At 58.2% G+C, this 15,996-nt stretch carries 19 protein-coding genes and 5 pseudogenes; 10 read left to right on the top strand and 14 right to left on the bottom strand.

Annotated features, from left to right (window positions below; genetic code table 11):
- Positions 1–215: 215 nt before the first annotated feature.
- From AC0L2Z_RS33450 to AC0L2Z_RS33440, 3 genes and pseudogenes are all read right to left on the bottom strand, one after another.
- Positions 216–348: pseudogene (locus AC0L2Z_RS33450) on the bottom strand (peptidase M14); the annotation flags it as partial.
- A gap of 162 nt (positions 349–510) precedes the next feature.
- On the bottom strand, positions 511–1,149 hold the full coding sequence (locus tag AC0L2Z_RS33445) for an SGNH/GDSL hydrolase family protein (RefSeq protein ID WP_473532944.1): 639 nt from the start codon (positions 1,147–1,149) through the stop codon (positions 511–513).
- 356 nt (positions 1,150–1,505) lie between these two features.
- Positions 1,506–1,998 (bottom strand): annotated as a pseudogene (locus AC0L2Z_RS33440) (ferritin-like domain-containing protein).
- A gap of 492 nt (positions 1,999–2,490) precedes the next feature.
- Here AC0L2Z_RS33440 and AC0L2Z_RS33435 point away from each other — a divergent pair.
- From AC0L2Z_RS33435 to AC0L2Z_RS33420, 4 genes are all read left to right on the top strand, one after another.
- Positions 2,491–2,676 carry a hypothetical protein gene (locus tag AC0L2Z_RS33435; RefSeq protein ID WP_128248506.1) on the top strand — a complete coding sequence of 62 codons (186 nt, stop codon included), beginning with the start codon at positions 2,491–2,493 and terminating at the stop codon, positions 2,674–2,676.
- A 164-nt stretch (positions 2,677–2,840) separates the two neighbouring features.
- The gene (locus AC0L2Z_RS33430) at positions 2,841–3,338 is read left to right on the top strand and encodes a Crp/Fnr family transcriptional regulator (RefSeq protein ID WP_473630420.1); all 498 of its coding nucleotides are present in this window, start codon (positions 2,841–2,843) and stop codon (positions 3,336–3,338) included.
- Between the two features lie 12 nt (positions 3,339–3,350).
- Positions 3,351–3,599: a helix-turn-helix domain-containing protein gene (locus AC0L2Z_RS33425; protein WP_473630419.1), complete on the top strand. Its 249-nt coding sequence runs from the start codon at positions 3,351–3,353 to the stop codon at positions 3,597–3,599.
- A complete protein-coding gene (locus AC0L2Z_RS33420; protein ID WP_473630418.1) occupies positions 3,599–3,901 on the top strand; it encodes a DUF6894 family protein in 303 nt (100 codons plus the stop codon). The genes AC0L2Z_RS33425 and AC0L2Z_RS33420 overlap by 1 nt, the downstream gene beginning before the upstream one ends.
- Positions 3,902–3,960: 59 nt before the next feature.
- On the opposite strand, the gene AC0L2Z_RS33415 is transcribed toward AC0L2Z_RS33420, so the two are convergent.
- Positions 3,961–4,152: a hypothetical protein gene (locus AC0L2Z_RS33415; RefSeq protein ID WP_287242471.1), complete on the bottom strand. Its 192-nt coding sequence runs from the start codon at positions 4,150–4,152 to the stop codon at positions 3,961–3,963.
- Between the two features lie 17 nt (positions 4,153–4,169).
- Positions 4,170–4,385 carry a hypothetical protein gene (locus tag AC0L2Z_RS33410; RefSeq protein ID WP_023803428.1) on the bottom strand — a complete coding sequence of 72 codons (216 nt, stop codon included), beginning with the start codon at positions 4,383–4,385 and terminating at the stop codon, positions 4,170–4,172.
- Positions 4,386–4,925: 540 nt separating this feature from the next.
- On the opposite strand from AC0L2Z_RS33410, the gene AC0L2Z_RS33405 reads away from it, so the two are divergent.
- Complete coding sequence (locus AC0L2Z_RS33405; protein WP_287242472.1) at positions 4,926–5,105, top strand: hypothetical protein; 180 nt, start codon at positions 4,926–4,928, stop codon at positions 5,103–5,105.
- A gap of 736 nt (positions 5,106–5,841) precedes the next feature.
- On the opposite strand, the gene AC0L2Z_RS33400 is transcribed toward AC0L2Z_RS33405, so the two are convergent.
- On the bottom strand, positions 5,842–6,060 hold the full coding sequence (locus tag AC0L2Z_RS33400; protein WP_473532991.1) for a KTSC domain-containing protein: 219 nt from the start codon (positions 6,058–6,060) through the stop codon (positions 5,842–5,844).
- Positions 6,061–6,309: 249 nt separating this feature from the next.
- A complete protein-coding gene (locus tag AC0L2Z_RS33395) occupies positions 6,310–6,525 on the bottom strand; it encodes a hypothetical protein (RefSeq protein ID WP_288142351.1) in 216 nt (71 codons plus the stop codon).
- Here AC0L2Z_RS33395 and AC0L2Z_RS33390 point away from each other — a divergent pair.
- Both AC0L2Z_RS33390 and AC0L2Z_RS33385 read left to right on the top strand, forming a co-directional pair.
- Positions 6,499–6,999, top strand: a complete 501-nt coding sequence (locus AC0L2Z_RS33390) for a DNA-3-methyladenine glycosylase (protein ID WP_473630421.1) — start codon at positions 6,499–6,501, stop codon at positions 6,997–6,999. The two genes, AC0L2Z_RS33395 and AC0L2Z_RS33390, sit on opposite strands and share 27 nt — an antisense overlap.
- Before the next feature lie 479 nt (positions 7,000–7,478).
- Positions 7,479–8,528: a YihY/virulence factor BrkB family protein gene (locus AC0L2Z_RS33385; protein ID WP_473630417.1), complete on the top strand. Its 1,050-nt coding sequence runs from the start codon at positions 7,479–7,481 to the stop codon at positions 8,526–8,528.
- 323 nt (positions 8,529–8,851) lie between these two features.
- On the opposite strand, the gene AC0L2Z_RS33380 is transcribed toward AC0L2Z_RS33385, so the two are convergent.
- The 3 genes from AC0L2Z_RS33380 to AC0L2Z_RS33370 all read right to left on the bottom strand — a co-directional run bounded on the left by AC0L2Z_RS33380 (position 8,852) and on the right by AC0L2Z_RS33370 (position 10,309).
- A complete protein-coding gene (locus AC0L2Z_RS33380) occupies positions 8,852–9,568 on the bottom strand; it encodes a Crp/Fnr family transcriptional regulator (RefSeq protein ID WP_473630416.1) in 717 nt (238 codons plus the stop codon).
- Positions 9,569–9,688: 120 nt separating this feature from the next.
- Positions 9,689–9,943, bottom strand: coding sequence for a DUF6894 family protein (locus tag AC0L2Z_RS33375; RefSeq protein WP_473630415.1), 255 nt, complete (start codon positions 9,941–9,943; stop codon positions 9,689–9,691).
- A gap of 126 nt (positions 9,944–10,069) precedes the next feature.
- Entirely contained in the window at positions 10,070–10,309 is a 240-nt protein-coding gene (locus tag AC0L2Z_RS33370) for a hypothetical protein (protein ID WP_128247155.1), read from the bottom strand.
- 490 nt (positions 10,310–10,799) lie between these two features.
- On the opposite strand from AC0L2Z_RS33370, the pseudogene AC0L2Z_RS33365 reads away from it, so the two are divergent.
- Positions 10,800–11,118 (top strand): annotated as a pseudogene (locus AC0L2Z_RS33365) (DUF2934 domain-containing protein).
- Between the two features lie 369 nt (positions 11,119–11,487).
- Here AC0L2Z_RS33365 and AC0L2Z_RS33360 read toward each other — a convergent pair.
- Positions 11,488–12,012 (bottom strand): YciE/YciF ferroxidase family protein, encoded by a 525-nt coding sequence (locus AC0L2Z_RS33360; RefSeq protein ID WP_128170942.1) that lies wholly within the window; start codon positions 12,010–12,012, stop codon positions 11,488–11,490.
- 570 nt (positions 12,013–12,582) lie between these two features.
- Positions 12,583–12,740: pseudogene (locus AC0L2Z_RS33355) on the bottom strand (ATPase domain-containing protein); the annotation flags it as partial.
- A gap of 88 nt (positions 12,741–12,828) precedes the next feature.
- Here AC0L2Z_RS33355 and AC0L2Z_RS33350 point away from each other — a divergent pair.
- Positions 12,829–12,978, top strand: coding sequence for a hypothetical protein (locus AC0L2Z_RS33350; RefSeq protein WP_473531629.1), 150 nt, complete (start codon positions 12,829–12,831; stop codon positions 12,976–12,978).
- A 203-nt stretch (positions 12,979–13,181) separates the two neighbouring features.
- On the opposite strand, the gene AC0L2Z_RS33345 is transcribed toward AC0L2Z_RS33350, so the two are convergent.
- Together AC0L2Z_RS33345 and AC0L2Z_RS33340 are read right to left on the bottom strand one after the other, a co-directional pair.
- A complete protein-coding gene (locus tag AC0L2Z_RS33345) occupies positions 13,182–13,730 on the bottom strand; it encodes a hypothetical protein (protein ID WP_473630414.1) in 549 nt (182 codons plus the stop codon).
- A 10-nt stretch (positions 13,731–13,740) separates the two neighbouring features.
- Positions 13,741–14,916: a zinc-dependent alcohol dehydrogenase gene (locus AC0L2Z_RS33340; RefSeq protein WP_287173313.1), complete on the bottom strand. Its 1,176-nt coding sequence runs from the start codon at positions 14,914–14,916 to the stop codon at positions 13,741–13,743.
- 641 nt (positions 14,917–15,557) lie between these two features.
- On the opposite strand from AC0L2Z_RS33340, the pseudogene AC0L2Z_RS33335 reads away from it, so the two are divergent.
- Positions 15,558–15,996 (top strand): annotated as a pseudogene (locus tag AC0L2Z_RS33335) (GGDEF-domain containing protein); the annotation flags it as partial.

The raw sequence follows: 15,996 nt of genomic DNA, 5'->3' as shown, positions 1-15,996 counted from the left end.
CCGGCGATAACATCAGCAAATCATCCATCGTGGCACCTCCGCCAACAATGAATCAGCCGCTCACCATCAATTCAACCTGATTAATAGGTCCTGACCCTAGCTGGCTCCTCCCGGTGTTCAACAACGAACGCGATCCGGACCTTTCGTTCGAGCAGATTTACACCCCGCTGCCACCGTGACCCAACGGGAGTACCTCGTCCCGCTCTCATTTGATCAACGCTGCCTGTGTATTCAGCGACCACTTCGCCGAAGCTGTTGCGCTGGATGGCCACCTTTTGTCAGGCCTTCGACCTTGTCGTTGAGCTTGACCAGATGCTCGACAAACCCGCCCTGGGACAGGTGAGGAAAGCACGTTGAGAAGATCGCGATTGGCTAGGGGGTGGATTACAGGACGCATGTTCTGGCGCGACCGCAACTTCCAGAGTGTCGCCGGCTATGTCCGCTTCAGGCGATGGCAAAGCTGACCTTAACGGCCTAACGCGGCGCATTAGCGCAGCCAATTCCAGCTCTCTAGCGAACGATCAGTTCGGCGCGCCCGCTTCGGAATTCGTGCTTGGTAAGAAATGAAACGATCGCTGCAGCGATTTTGCCGCCGCCCTGTTCCGAAGGCTCGATGGCGCTGGCAAAGTCGGCCTCCTCGTCGCAGATAATGCGAAGGTCGATCACTGGAACGCCCCGCCCAGCGGCTGCTCGTGTAATGCAGTCATTGAGGACCGACAGGGCCGTTACCGCAATGCGCCTCTCTTCAGGGTTCGGATACCGGACGTCGTAGATCGTACAAACGGCGGTGGGCAGCTTGACAGCCAGAACGGCATCCAGCGTCGACCGATACTCCAGGCAAAACTGCTCTCTTATTTCGGCCAGTCTTAGCAGGGCGTCGGCGACGGACCGCGACGGAGCGTCCAGAACAGAGGAAACGCCGAGCGCGTCGTTACCTCCCATGCTGACCACCAGATGAGTGGCGTCAGCCGGCAGACTGTCCAGCTGCTGGCGCACCCCTGCCATGACGCTGCCGTCGACGGCGAGCAGGTCGGCCGACCACCCGATCGGAAGCTGACGCACCAAATGGGCCAGTACATCTGCTCCGCCGGTCACATAGGCGCGATTGTCAAAAACTGAATCGCCAAGAAGCACAATTTTATTCGTCATACCCGCATCCTCGGCGAGAATGGCTTGTATGGGCGCGAATGCCGGTCCCGCCGCGCGGCCAGCAGGAAGCTCCTCCGCGATATCGGGGACTTCACCAGACTTGCGTCTCCATGGGGCTCTCGCTCGCCAAGTAGTTAGCGGCGAGGCGGTGGACGGCAACACTGTCCGAATAAACGCCAGGCGCCCCCAAACGATTGGTTGCCATGTTGCATTCAGCGCCATTGCTGGGAGCATCCCGGCTGCGGCAAGAATGCCGGAAGGGCTTTCCGTAAGCCGCGGCAGCCATCCCACTGGTTCTGTTTCGAGCACCGTGCCGAAGGCGAGCTTTTTCTGTAGACGGCAATTGTCCGCCTATGTCACCGTTTCGCCGTGTCAGAATCCCGCTCGTCGCGTCTGAGGAACTCGGTGGTGACCGTGCCGAGTCTGTTTTCCAGCCAATCAGCCATCGCCTCTTCTTCGCGCAGGTTCTCTTTGCACGCGCTTTGGGTTTCGGAATCGCCGATCTCGCCGGCTGCGGCAATGAGCATCTTATAGCTGGCGATTTCCATATGCTCGAACGTGTAGCTGGCCAGCGATCCTTTCATCACCTCGTCGCCTGCAAAAATGCCCCTGATGTTCTGTCCGAATGCGATTAGCTTACCGCCGGCATCCGTCAGCGTCGAAGATCCGTCGCCAATCCGGTCGAGGCATTGTTCGAGACGTTTTGCCTGTTGTCTCGTTTCTTCGAGATGCGAATCTCGGGATAGTTTCCAGACGCTCGATTTGGCCGCTCAAAATGGTCTAGGCCTGTTCTTCCATGGCGTGAGCGTCGCGCAGCCACTGCACCAGACGTTCCTTGGGCTCTGTCATGTCCGTCTCCGTTGGTCAGCATAGTTTTACTGCCATCGCAACATCGCCGCAGACCGTTAGTTCCGTCGAGTGGATCGTGCCAAACACGATGATGAGCGCGCAATGATCCGGGCCGGCCGGCCGTTCTAGATGCGTGATAGTCGACTGCAGGAAAAGCCTTAAAGCTTCGGCCTTAGATCGCGGCGCAAGAGACGCGCTTCTCTCAGGATCGAGGCACGATCGACGCCGATGAGCGATGCAATGTTGCGTATCTGCTGCTCAGTAGCACCGGATTCCCGCGCAAGTGAGCGTACAAAGTCGTCTGTCGGGCGGACCCGCCCTGCTTCTTCTGCCATCAGACAATTGCCCTACGTTTGGGGCAGGATTCCGATGGTCGCTCCCAAGCGTCAGCGCCCATTGTGCGTGGCTGGCGATCTCACATTGTACCGACTTGCATAGATGTTAGCCAGCTGGAAGCGTCTTCGCAGCCGTGAATGTATTGCGGGAGCGGAAATGAGATATCGGACCAACAACGAAGGCACGGGATATCGAGGCAAGGACCACGACCAGCCAATCAAGCCCGAGGCGGAGCATTTCGAACACTGCCCTATATGCGGGCAGGATTTCGACATGCGCGATCTCGGCCAGGTGCTTCACCATGCGGGGGCGGAGCACCAACCGGTTCCGGTAGACCAGTAGACCGGCCTATTCGTCGCTGAAACCCAGCAGTGATGCGTGGCGTATGTGGCTGTGATCGCCTCGGAGATGCTTGATGCGCAGCTTCATACCGGGCGTGTCGACCTCTTATCCGCATCAGCAGCGTGGAACATCTGCGGCGAATGCACGTTCGGCAGGTAACGCCCATGGAGGTAACCAAGTCCTTGTGTCCAGCTTTCTCCTCGGATGTGCTCATCCGCAAGCTGCGTCGCGTCGCTGACATCAGCGATGATGACGCCGCAGCCTTAGGAGGCCTCACGATTCAGGAGAAGGATGTTCCGGCTAACAGGGAAATCGCCTTAGAAGGCGATCGACCAACCAACTCATTTGTCGTCTTGGACGGCGTGGCATGCTCATACAAGCACACTGGTGCGGGAAAGCGGCAGATCACCAGCTTCTTTGTCGCAGGCGATCTCCCGGATCTGCACGGCATCCATCTGGCAGTTATGGATTGCAGCTTCTCGAGCATGACACCAGGCAAATTGGGCTTAATCCGCCACAGCGCTCTTCGCTCGATTTGCGAACAGCGCCCGCGTGTTGCAACCGCGTTCTGGCGATCGACCCTGATTGACGCTGCGATCTACCGGGAATGGGTCACCAACGTCGGGAGACGGGACGCCTACGCTCGCACGGCACACATGTAATGCGAACTCATTGTGCGGTTGCGGTTTGCAGGACGCATTGAGGACCACGTCGCGGATTTACCGATCACCCAGGCAGCACTTGGTGATGCGGTGGGTTTGTCCGCGGTTCACGTGAACCGCACGCTTCAGGCGCTACGAGGTGACAGGCTGATCGCCACGTCAGGTACAAAGTTGCGTGCTCTCGATTGGCCGGGTTTGGTTCAGGCAGGGGAATTCGATCCGACTTACCTGCACCAGAAGGACCGTGACGTGGCATTCTGATGACGGAAGCCGATATGCCAAGATATTTCTTTGATAGCGGCGATCACCAGCATCTCGTGGAAGACAACACGGGTCTGGAATGCGAGGGGATTGAGGCAGCGCGCAATGCAGCCGTCGAAGGATTGACTGAGCTGGCAAGAGACGAACTGAAAGGTCCCGATGGGCAGCAACTCATCATGGATATAAGGGACGAGAGTGGCAGAAAGGTTCTGAGGCTTAGCCTGTCCCTGGTGATCGAACCGCTTGAGGTAAATGCCGTCTCGCCGACATCCAACAAAGATGAACCTCGACGTCGCGCTTGAACCATGCGGAGCCGGAGCACCAGCCGCTGGTAGTTGTGCAGTGAACGAAGACCGGGCTTTTAGCCGACCTCGCGGATCTGGGCGATGCGGGCCTTACCGAGCGATACGAACAGGCGCTCTAGAAGGCCTTCGTCCACTTCGGAAGCCAGGCCGAACCGCCGGTCGTGCTCAACGATCCTGTCCTGGATCGACACAAGCGTTTCATACCGAGCGACAAGGCTCGTCAGGACTTCCTGATGGTGGGAAGTCATGTGCTTTTCTTTCCGCGCTACAATCGGGCATATAGTCGAAGGCGTTCGTAAAGAACTGCCTCGTCAAATTCGCCATCTGAGAAAAGTTCCATTGCGATCACGCTCAGGCGCTCCGCCTGCTCGCTACCGACGGGAATACCTTCCTCAACGCGAACACGATCAAAGACCTGCTTCAACAAAGTCAGGTCACTAGGAAAGGCAATGCCACTCTTTGCAGTCTTAAGGCTGACCATATGTCTTTCCTCCCATTTGGGGCGGAAGCGCGGTGGTCGCTCACAGCCAGCGATGCCCGTTGTCTATCGCCGATGAGAACACATTACCGCGATCGGCGCGTAGCGTCTTGAAAATAGCGCCTGAAGGTTTCTGCCCGTCCGTTCCATGCTGCCCGGGAAACGACAACAATCACGGTTGAAAGACAAGCAGTGCGACGGCGAGGCATGGGGAACCAGAACAACGGTAGGGCGTGATCCAAAAGCCTGGATCTGCAAAAGCGGCCATTTCGCTGAGCAGTTGCCTGCCGGCGAAACACATGCGCCTAGTGTTCGGTGCGAACAATAAAGCCCGCGCCCCACGAGGAAAGGACGCGGGCCGATCGGTGCATCTCCGATCTGCAGCCCATCGTTGGGAGGGAACAAGATTGCTGCACTTCCCGAACATTCATCTCAAGCATGTGTTCCAGAGAAAGCGAAATATGCCTGGAAAGTTTGCGCCATTTATCGCAACAAAACCCTCCCGCCGGCGTTCCGGTTCAATCCAAGTGCAAAAGGCTCACCATGGGCGAGGAAGAAAAGTCCGACCGCGACCGAATGACGGATTTCCAGGCGCAGTTCCTCGCCAAGGAAGCCGGAATAACTGAAGCTCAAGCGCGCGAGCTGATCAAGTTGATCGGCACCGATCGGGCATCACTACTTCGGGAAGCTCGGCTACTGAAAAGCCGGCTGAAGCCGCCTTAAGAGCATTCACAATGCTATCCATATGGGACAATTTTGAATAGAACCGGCTCGATTGAATGAGGGTCGCGCGCGAGCAGATATCGATGATCTTCGCCAGACGATAAACGATACCCGCTGCCCTAATACTGGCACCCGTAAGCTGTTGGATCGCATTGCCGCAGACGATACGCTGAGCAGTAATCAAGCGCCTAAAATCCCGCACCCCAAATCGCACAGCATTCCACGCTCGACCTTTGCACATCGGCCGTCGATTCACGCGGCCTGCGGAGAGGACCGCGGCTGATTGTAGGGCGCAGGTGCAGCGTGCCATCTACGACTTCTTGGTCTTCGAATTCCTCTTCGGTTTCGGTGCCGATGCAGCAGGGAGAGCTGTCTCGGCTTTAAGTCGTTGCTCCCGCAGCCGAGCCGTCTTTGCGTCTCGTGCGACGCGCTCAACGTCTGTTAATGCCCGCGCAGCATCCGAAGTGCGCTCCTGTCGGTCGTATTTTTCTTTATCGGTTAAGCCATGCCTTTCCCGCATTGTTGTACCTCGATCTTGTACGGCGCTTTTGTTGGCGCCCGAACGATTGTCGCCAGATCGTGTTCCCCCCAGACAACAAAAAAGCCCGCCGCACCCTTCGGCACGGCGGGCGATCAGTCGTTTGCACAGTGTGGGCGGGGATCGTAAGAAAATCCTACGCGCGCCGGCTGCGCTGCGTCCACCAAACGGCAGTTGGAATGTTTCAACAGCTTGCCGTTATCCCGCATCGTTGCCGGCCGCAACCTGACGGTACCGGAAATGATTGCGGATGTGCTCGTTGAAAAAGCGGCCCTTGGCAAAGGCGGCTTTGACCGCGGCGAAGGTCTCCGGCGGCACGTCCTCAAATTCGTATCGTTTGCCGCTGGCGACGAACCACACCGAGAGGATTCTGCTGTCGGGATCGTAGGCCATTTTTCGTATCGACGTCGATGGCATGATATGGCTCATCAAAAGTCTTCAACGATCGCAGAGCCTGTCACGTTCCCTTGTGATGTTGCTCCCAAGCAGCGCACGAGGATTTGCTCCGGCCACCTAACGCATCGCGGTATCGCAAACGCGGCAGGCACGGTCTTCCGGCTCTGTCTTTTCTACGCCAGCAGCGAATTTTGACCTTCCAATCACTTCGACCGCTTGGGCTAGGCGCTGTTGAATAGCCAATCGACCCTCATACATAGGCGATCAGACCTATCCGAGTTCAGCAGGAAGCGCCGCGATGGTGATGATCGCGAGTTTGGCCTTGGTGGATTGGCCTTTTCCAGCCGGAGCGGGAATGTTCTTGTTCGCCCCACGTTTCGGCGCGGTCGAGATCTGGTGCAGGCGTTGATCACGAACCGCCAGTTCTTTGCCCGGGACGCCTGCGTTGTCGCTCGCGATATGATTGGCGCCACGCTTCTTGTGCACGGCGTGGGCGGGATCGTCGTCGAAACGGAAGCCTATCGCGCCGATGACCCCGCCTCACACAGTTTTTGTGGTCGGACTTCGCGAAACAGCGCAATGTTCGGCGCCGCAGGGAGCGCTTACGTCTATCGCTCCTATGGTCTGCATTGGTGCCTGAATGCCGTCTGCCTTCCCGGTAGTGCTGTCCTTGTGCGCGCGATCGAACCGCAATCAAAGCTCGACCTGATGCGGGCAAATCGCGGAGTTGATGACCTTCGACGTCTTTGTTCGGGACCCGGTCGCCTTTGCCAGGCGCTTGCTGTCGATGCATCTTATGACGGGCTGCCATTGGACGAGCTTCCGTTCCAGTTCAAGCTGCCGTCAGGAGCCAGAACCAGCTCCATCTTGACGGGACACCGGGTCGGGATCTCCAAGGCTGTCGATCTCGAGTGGCGGTTCGGACTGGCAGGCTCGTCGTACTTGAGCCGCAAGTTTTGAGTTGCCTCTGCACGAGTAATCGCCTGGGGGTGAGTTCGGGTAATTAGCGATGTGCCGGCACCCTTGCGCGATACTTGGTTGGCCCGCGATTTCGACCAGCTTCAAACGTCAGGAGGCGATGGAGCCTAGCTCTCAAGCGATGGTCGATTGCATGTTAGAGACGGCTGGACGCGCCGAGAGAGGCGCAGCTCGCGATCGCCCACGCCTATCCGCGCCGGCCGGCCGCGAAATGTTAAAACGCAGTCAGCCGACCACCACGATTGGCTGAGATGGTATAAAGCTGGTTATTCTCATTGTTGCTCGAACAAGCCACTGAAGGTCCTGAACAGGGGAGTATTGCTATTAAATAAACTCGTCGCATGTGGATGGCGCAGTGTTCTGCAGTCGCTGGATGTTTGTTTGCGGGCGCAGGTCTGCACCTGCATCCTTTGGCGCTTTCATACGTTTGCCCGCGAAGAAGATGCTCCGGGCCGGCAGCCATGTCGAAAAAAACAACCGACGACGCTTACGAAAACCAAGTGCAGCTTGAGCGGCGGGCCGAGCGGGAGGGCCGCGGACGCAATGCCGAATGGCCCTCAGAGATTCCCAGCCGCGGCTGGAAGGACGTGCTGTGGCGGCTCTTTGCTGAGGTAACCGAGGACCGTGTTATGCTGATCGCGGCCGGGGCCGCATTCTATCTGCTCCTTGCCCTCTTTCCCGCGCTTGCCGCATTCGTGTCCATCTACGGTTTTGTCGCCGATCCCCAGACCATCGCCGAGCACATTGCGTTCCTTGGCGGCGTACTGCCTTCGGGCGGTTTGGATATTATCGGATCTCAGCTTAAGTCCTTGGCCGCTCAGAAGACTGGCGCGCTCAGCTTCGGCTTCATTTTCGGCCTTGCCGTCGCACTGTGGAGCGCCAGCAACGGCATCAAGACGCTATTCGAAGCCATGAACATCGCCTACGAGGAGAGTGAAAAGCGCGGCTTTATCCATCTGAATCTTCTGGCCTTGGGCTTCACACTTGGCGCCATCCTCATCGGTATCGGCTTTATCGTCTCGGTGGGGATCGTGCCGGCCATGCTTGCGCTGCTGAACCTCGGCGGTTGGACCGAAGCCCTTGTGCGGATCTTTCGGTGGCCGATGATGCTGATCCTGGTCGGCCTCGGGATCACGCTGATCTACCGCTACGGCCCCAGCCGCGAAAGGGCAAAGTGGCAATGGGCGACATGGGGCGCCTTCCTCGCGGCTGTGGTCTGGATCGCGGTCTCGATAGGGTTTTCCTATTATCTTGAGAACTTCGCCGACTATAACGCGACGTATGGAGCCTTGGGGGCAGTCATCGGTTTGATGATGTGGACCTGGATCTCCGTGATTGTCCTGATTGTGGGGGCGGAGCTCAATGCCGAGATGGAGCACGAGACAGCCAAGGACACCACCACAGGTGCGCAGCAGCCGATGGGCGCGCGAGGTGCTACGGTCGCCGACACGCTGGGCGGATCGGCCGATGCCGCCAACCAGCAGTCACGTTTGGACGAGCGCAAACTGTAGCGACTTACTTTGCGTCTCCCCGCAACTTCGCTTGGCGCAAATGACGGTGTTAGATGGCCGTCATCTTCGAACAGGCCTATGGAGCGATGTGAGGTTATCCTTCCATCACCGGAAAGACAAAGCTGCGTTCAGATGCCGCTCCCTCGGTAGCGAAGTCCCAGATCATGCAACTGCCGGTCGCGAAGCGATTTATGCCGTGAAGAATATGATGGCGAAAGGGGTTAGCGGTGGGGAACGCTAATGCGCGATGCGTCGGTTGAATTGCCGACAACGGTGGCGCTCGTGGCTACCGTGACTTTCGCCGAAGCTGCCTATTATAGCGGCTAGTCGATTTTCCCCAGCAACCGCTCATATTCCCGCTCCGGCTCGCTGTAGGTGCCATCGGCCAACTGGAACAGACCATCACGATCTCTGATGACGATCTCACCCCGCGTGGCTCTGATTAGGCCCCTACCCTCAAGCTCCTGGATTGCAACCGTGACACCCGGTCGCCGCACACCGAGCATGACGGACATGAATTCGTGGGTGATTGCAAGCCGGTCGGTGCGGACGCGATCGTGGCACATCAGAAGCCAGCGAGCCAAACGTTCGTCCAACTTCGACCGTGCGTTTACCAGGGCGGTGTAGCTGGTCTGAATATAGAGGGTCTGGACATAGAGAAGCAGAAGAGCCTTCAGCGCAGTGCTCTCAGACAGAGCAGACGACAGTGCCGGGGCTGGAACTCGCAAGCCGCTTCCCGCCAGTTGCATATAGGTGTCATGTGCGGCGCGATCGCCGCCTAGGGCCACTAAGGCTCCGGTCATGCCTTCCATGCCGATCAGGCCGACCTCGGTATCCCGGCCCTTAGGTAGTTTGGCGACTACCGACGCGATGCCGTCTTCCAGGAAATACACGTGTTCGATAACGGACTTCGTCGACTCAAGCTGGGTCCGCATCGGCAGCGCTACCCGTTCCATGTTGGGTTCGATCGATGCCAGATCGCCAGGGGAAAGTCGCCGCAATAAAGCATTTTGATAGGGAATATTGGGCTGGTTAAACATAACTCCACCCTCGGTAGGGCAAGAGCTTTCTGATCTCCCAGCCGTTCGCGCCCGTGACAACGTGCGAACGATAAGACTACACATGGGGTGCTAAAGTCCCGAAGCCAATCACATTAAGCATTAAGGGCGGGTACCGGGCATTCTGGCGGCATCCGAGAAGGGAAATCGCAACACCAATGCGTGTTTTTCGTCGCATATCTCAAAGAGCGCGCCTGTCAGCATTGGCTTCCCGCTGAGCAGTCCTTCCGCCAGGATCTCCTTGGCGGAGGCCATCGCGTTCTCCTCAGCCTGCGCCAAATCCGCAAATTCCTGCCCCTCGAGGTCCTCCATGAGGTGCCCCTCCTCGTTCCGGATATGGAAAAAATATCTTGGCATGCCAGTCCACCTCCATGGACTATCTAGATGCATGGAGGCTCATGGATAGTGTCGGAAACGTACCAACCGGGCATATGTATGAACCGGACATTCGACGTGTATCTGAGCGCTGGCGCAGGCCAGCGGTCAGCTGACGCTGTCGGTGATTTCTGACCTGTCGAACAGCACGCCGAGACCATGCTCGACGGCACAGGCGGCGATCATGTCATCAAGGGCTTTCCCGGACACAGGGCAATTGGGGAGGACTTCCCGTATGGCGGTTTCAGCTCTCGATGTTGAAACCACATCGTGCCGTCTTTTCCTGGTCTCCATATAGTGGTCGACTAGGGTTTTCAGACGCCTTGCCGCAATCTCATCTGCAAACATTGTTGTTCACTCCTGTCAGTCAGGTCGCCCGCAAACAATGGCCCGCCCCTGTACGAGGGCGGGCCAATCCGATCGAGTGACCGGTGATCCGAGTGAGGGACCTGGATCGCTAAAGTAAGTTCGAGCGGGATTATTCGTTCCAAGGCGGCTACGGCTTGGTAATTCCCGTACATTGATTCCGATGCTGAGGTGCACGCCGGACCTCGCAGCCGGTCAGGTGCGTAGGAATTCAGCAAGAGAGCAGGTCGGATGGCGCGCGCGCCAGCGGTCAACAAACTTCACTGTTTCGCGCGCTCATTGCTTTGTTTCACCTGGCATCGCAAAGCACTGGCGCGATCCCCGCTCTCTCTCCGCGCTTTTTGGTCCGGACACCAAAAAGCCCGGTTCATGCGTTGAACCCGGCGAAGATCTGCTTTGTCCGAATCTGGGTTTGGCGCCGGATCATCCGTCGCGCCCCGCATTGACGACAAATCTGCACGGAGGACTCAAGATGGGCGAAGAACGGCACGAAAAAAACCAACACCGCGCATACCAATTTGGGAACGTGAAGGCAGTAGACACGGCGATCACGAGCGACACTGGCACCAGGCTAAAGCCGAAATTGATCGAGAGGCCGCACTGCCCTTACCGCAGACGATGCTCTTCCGGAAACTCGCGAGATCGCCAGCTCGGACGCTATGACCGTTGAGGCCCTGGCAATGCGAACGGGCATAGGCGGTGACCAGGCCCAAGAATTGATCGATAGGCTTGGCAATGATCGCGCGGCCATCGAGGAAGCCGCGCGGAGCCTTAAGGCGGCGGGAGGGTGACCTCAGCGCGGCAATCCTCTTGTCACACGGCTCGGAATGTTCGCCGCGCCTTATTCGTCTTGTAAGTAAGCCAGTTGGTGCCCCGATCGGCGCCCCCAGTCCAAATCACAATGGGCAACAACCAACGAAGCCGCAGGTTGGACGGGCGAAGACCACGCCCAGCCGGTCCAGCCGCGGGCGGACCATTTCGAGGATTGTCCAGTGTGCGGACAGGACTTCGACAAGCGCGGCGTGGGCCAGGTGCTTCATCATGTGAAGACCAATCACCGGCTGGGTGCGGCCTATGACAAGGGCGCGCCGCCGTTGTCCGGAGGCGCGTTCTCTTGTTCATGACGTGCTCATTGATCGTGCTTTCGAAGCGCCGTTTAGCTAGGCAGCTTCCTGCATCGCTCTCTCGTTGACGCTAGCCTCTCCAAGCTGCGTCAGCGCTTCGTCAGTCGCCTTTTCCTCTTCGAGCGTCTCCTCGAGCAGTGGCACGGCATCCTTTAGGCCGAGCAGTCCGGCCCAGGTAATCAGGGTGCCATAGCGGGCGATCTCATAGTGTTCGACCGCCTGCGCCGCCGCCACAAGCCCAGCGTCCAGAGCTGGAGCTTCCTTGAATTCCTCCAGTATCTCCTGTCCTTCCTCAATGATGCCGTCGATCGCGGGACATGTCTTTCCTTGTGCCCGTTTGCCGAAAATCTCGAAGACCTGCTGCAGCCGTTCGATCTGAGCCTCCGTCTCGTCGCGGTGCTTTTCGAATGCGGCGGTCAGTTGGTCAGATTCGGCACCCTTGGCCATCTTCTTCAGCGCAGCCAGGATTTTGCGCTCAGCGTAGTAGACGTCCTTCAGTCCGTCGTGGAAAAGATCTTCGAGGCCCTTGGCCTTGCTCTGCGATTCATTTTTCATAGCCATCGTCGTCTCCGAATGTGAGAAACGCGTGTCTGGTGGCACGCGCAGCTTTAACCAAAGTGGGTGCTGTTTGTTCCTTTGGCCCGATCGGCAATCCTCTGTGCCTGGACGTCATCGACGTAACCGAACAAACCGCAACGCCCCTCAGTAGTGCCTCACGCCTACACGGGCCTGGAATGCGAGGGATTGAGGCAGCGCGCAAGCGGCCATTTCGCTGGATGCCGGCGAAACGTGCAACCCGCCCCGGTGTTCCGTGCACGAAAGAAAGCCCGCGCCCTTCGGGAAAAAAGGACGCGGCCCATCGGGAGTCATCCATGTCGCAGCTGCACAAATGAAACTTTCAGCCCGCGCCGAAGTTCCACACGGAAACAAGAAAGGCCCGCCGCGCCTTCAGCCGCGCCGCTCCACTGGCCACCAAACGAAATATGAAACCGGCGCCCGAGGGGATGGGAAGGACTCGGCCTGATCAGAGGGTGCAGTCCGATCAGCACTAGGGCAAGTGCTGCACGACCCGAACGCATTGGCTCGGCCAGGTTCCCGCACGGAATACAAGCCCACCGCCAGAACCCGCCCTCGCTCGATTTCAGCCAAGCCGCCTACCGTCTCCCCGAATGCCAGGTCGGAAGAACGGACGAGCGTCTGTAACCGAGAGCGATCACGGCTGAGTTCTGGAGGACGAGTTCCAGGATTTCTATCCCGTCCAGACTCCAGCCGTGCCTGCTTGCCACGGATGAGTTTGCCTTCGGACAGCGGCGCTTAGCCTGCCGTTAAGGAACAACAACGCCCAAGCCGAGTTTGGTGGTCCAGGAGGTAACGACAATGCGCATACTGAGAACCTTCTTTGAATACTTGTGGCGCTCGAACAGCAAGTTGCCAGCAGCCCTTGCGCCGCCCGTCGACGCGATCGTTCGGCTGCTGAAAGAAAAGCAAAAACTCGCTACAAAGAAAGGACTTGGTCGACCAGAATAGACTGCTCGCGGCTGACCGTAACGCAGGATGTGGCAGCATCACGCGTCACCTTGCCTATCTGCAGCTTTAGCCGGAACTTGCCATCGGGAACGGTGCGCCCGCGGCAGGCTCGGGCATGCGGCAATGCCTTGGTCACCTGGAGCAGCGCCAATCGGCGCCGTGTGTATCGGCGGCAATCACGAGAGAAGGAGGATCAGGTTCGCTCAATTCTGGCTGGCAGGTGACGACATGTCTTTTCGTGCAAGGCCCCGCACAGCTTCAAGACCCCGTGGGAAGCCGCTGCGGTTACTAAAATCCTGCGGTTGCCGGCGGCCTCGAGCGTGCCGCGCGCTTACCTTTTGCGCCGTCAATAAATCGATGAGTGTCACACCGGCAACGAGCACCAATGCAAGTCCGACGTTGTCACGTTTTGGATTGTCATGCCGGAACGCCCATAGGAGTGTTCCGATGTCGAGCCCATCACCGGCCACACGGCTCCAAAGCCCGAACTGTCTGTCTGCCGACAAGGACAGAATGCCGCTGCTGAGTTCACGCGCTCCATAGGCGCGGATCACGCCTTCCTTACCAGGTATGCCGAGTGCGCGGGCGATGCGCTCGGAGGCTATGAGTTCGACCATGCCCAGCGCAATGCTAAACCATCCGAGTTTGCGCGCTACCATATCGGAGGGCGCGAGCGCCTTCGGGCCAGATTTTACGACCTTTGGGTCGCTTGGCCGTCTGCTGAGATTGCCGAATTTGCTAAGCATGTTCATGACACTGATCCTATGGCTTCAGTACGACTTTGACGCAACTGTCCTGCTTGTCGCGAAAGATCTTGTACATCTCGGGTCCTTGTTCGAGCCCGGCAGTGTGGGTGATGACAAACGACGGGTCGATCTGACCTTCTTCGATGCGGCGCAGTAGGTCGTCGGTCCAGCGGTTCACATGGGTCTGGCCCATCCTGAAGGTCAGGCCTTTGTTCATGGCTTGGCCCATCGGGATCTTGTCGACGAACCCACTGTACACGCCCGCGATTGAGATGACGCCGGCTGGCCTGCAGACATAGATCATTTCACGCAGCACGTGGGGCCGATCGCTCTCCATCAGCATCATCTGCTTCGCGCGGTCATAAACGGTGTCTGGTTGACGAAAAGACACGTGACTTTCCATCCCGATGGCGTCGATGCATTTATCTGGCCCCTTGCCGCCTGTAAGCTCGTTCAGCCTTTCAACAACGCTCTCCTCCAGGAAGTTGATGGTGATCGCGCCGCCCGCTCCGGCCATGGAAAGGCGTTCGGGCAGGCAATCTATGCCCACGACCTGCTTGGCACCGAGAAGAATGGCGCTGCGGATTGCCATCTGCCCCACCGGGCCACAGCCCCAGATCGCGACGGTATCGGAGGGCTCGATTTCGCACTGGACAGCAGCCTGCCAGCCAGTTGGCAATATGTCGCCAAGGAAGAGGACCTGCTCATCGGAGAGCCCGACCGGTACCTTGATGTGCGTTGCATCGGCAAATGGTACGCGAACATACTCGGCTTGTCCGCCCGGGTAACCGCCGGTCAGATGGGTATACCCAAACAGCCCAGCCGTCGTGTGACCGAACGCCTTGTCGGCGATGTTCTTGTTGCGGTTGGTTCGTTCGCAGACCGAAAAGTTCCGGCGCTTGCACTGGTCACATTCCCCGCAAATGATGGTGAAGGGAACGACGATGCGGTCTCCCTTCCTAAGCGCGCCGTTTACCCCGGATCCAACTTCCACCACCTCACCCATCATTTCGTGGCCCATAATGTCGCCTGGCAGAATTGCCGGAATGAGGTTGTGATAGAGATGCAGGTCCGAGCCGCAGATCGCGCAGCTCGTCACCTTGACGATGACGTCGCGCGGGTCCTCGATCTCGGGATCGGTAACCTCATCGCAACGTATGTCTTCTTTTCCATGCCAAACCAGCGCTCGCATGCTTAATCTCCCGTAGGCCCGGTTCGCGGCGTCGTGAGAGCGAGCTCGGCCGCTTTCCTTCAGGCTGCGAATTAGCTTTCCGAGGTCCAACCGCGAGGCAGCATCCATGTTCCCCGCCTCCGTTAAAAAACTTAGGCCGGCTTTTGAAGGTGGGGCTGACGGCATTGTCGGAGCGTCGAGAAGGCGGTGGCCGCCCTGCCGGACATCGTTAAGAAGGTCAAGGAAGATTCCCGGCTTCGCCGTGGGCGTGGTGCATGGCGGCAACGTGAAGGGGCCGGTTGCGAGTCGGGGTGGAGAAGGTTGGATTTCAGGTGCTCTCCCTCTATCACCTTCAAAATTGCCCAAACAATTCTCCGGCCCCTTCATGGCTTCCCGGAAGCCCAGCGTTTGCGGGATGTGCGGCCGAAAGCTGGGGAGAGCGGAAACAACTTTCCCTTCAATCTGCTCTCCGAATGTCCATCATTCTCCGAAGCTGGGGAACCTTTTGGATCTTCGGTCCGGCCCATCCGCGGGCACAAACTTTGCGTTTCCGCCAATGGTTCGGCCAATGGCGTCTCTATGACTTGCCCGCAAGCACCGCCGCAACCTATAGGTTTGCAACTAGCCTTATGGTTTGCTAGCTTCACCGTAGGGATGAGGAGATGCGGATTTTGTACCGCCTTTGGAAGTGGCTCTTACGTCCGAAAGCGCTGGGTGCCGGAGCGAACAGGGAGGAGCTATCACCGAGTCATCCGTCCTCCATCAGCGAAGCACGTCTCCTGGACTTTTTGGCGAACACGACTGATGGTGTGTCGTTCTATGATCAGGACTTCCGCCTGACGCACTACGCAACCAACCTCAAAAGCATCCATAGCCGCCCGCTAGTTGCGGGCGACGCTCTGTGGGAGATTTATCCGAACGTCGACACTGAGCTCATCGAAAAATTTGTTCGCGTGCTGCGCGGCGGCACTCCAATAAATGTCAATCTCCAGCGATCGCTGGGGGAGGCGCCCCGTTCCGCTGTCGTTTTCGGCGCTGCGAATGGAATTGGAATCATTGAATCCAGAGAAAGGGAGCGGGGCGGGCGGGGCTCACCGGAAG

Source organism: Mesorhizobium sp. WSM4850 (assembly GCF_055811735.1).
The sequence above is the reverse complement of the archived record's forward strand: the minus strand, read 5'-3'. Positions and strand labels throughout refer to the sequence as shown.